The 862-nt window shown below is 51.5% G+C and carries 1 protein-coding gene; it reads right to left on the reverse strand.

Features of this window, described 5'->3' with window-relative positions:
- Positions 1-106: 106 nt before the first annotated feature.
- Positions 107-595: a type III secretion system chaperone gene (locus tag PDO_RS16070; RefSeq protein ID WP_007604091.1), complete on the reverse strand. Its 489-nt coding sequence runs from the start codon at positions 593-595 to the stop codon at positions 107-109.
- Between the last annotated feature and the right edge of the window lie 267 nt (positions 596-862).

Genomic DNA, 862 nt, shown 5'->3' on the forward strand with positions numbered 1-862 from the left:
CAGGTCTCCTCCATACCGCCATGTCTGTCAGACGTGACAACCGACCTCCATCCCTGCCGGCTTCACGCAATACGCACAGCATCATCACTTGCAGTTCCCACCGGCGTCAGGGGCGAAAGACGATCGCGGTATCGTTGGAGAAGCGTGTATTGTCCGGCTTGGCGAGTTCAGCTGAGTTTGCACGGTCTACAAGGTTTTTCACCCAATATTCTACCCGCTCAATGCTCAGACTGAGCCATCTATCAAAGATGGATTTGCTCAATCCTGATACCGGCCTGCGATCAAGCCATACGATCTTCCCCCTGGATCTATCGATAGCGAGACAACCCGCGCCGTTGACGAAAGACAAAAAATTGTCCTCCAGCACCCACCCATAAAAATCCCACGCTGGAGAAGGAGGGATATCCAAGACGGGCGATTCGATACACATATCTCCCGTATCCTCATCAAACGAAATCGTCATCGGTTGATCATCAAATGCCAGATCGCAACGCCCCGCCTGGTTGAACGCAATATCCTCGATCCCTGCCGTCGCACCGAAATCCTCCAACAATCGCGAGGCGTGGCGCCGCGCGTCATCTAAATTATCACTCATCCGTACTATCCTATTGGCATTTTGTAGTTTCTTTATTCAAATCTGTCACGACGACTGAACCGCGCAAACAAAGCTTGTCGCGTGATCAAGAGCCACCCAGCGAGACAGTTTATGCGATGCCCCATCAGCAACTCGTGACACTCATCGGTGACTTATACGAAACAGCAAATTTAATATAAGCAGATACAGTAGAGGTCCCGCCCGCCCGTTTTGATACACCCGGCCGATGGCCATGAACTCGAAGCCTGGACGCCAATGCTAATTTTT

Origin of the sequence: Rhizobium sp. PDO1-076 (genome assembly GCF_000247475.1) — a bacterium.
Lineage (GTDB): Bacteria > Pseudomonadota > Alphaproteobacteria > Rhizobiales > Rhizobiaceae > Allorhizobium.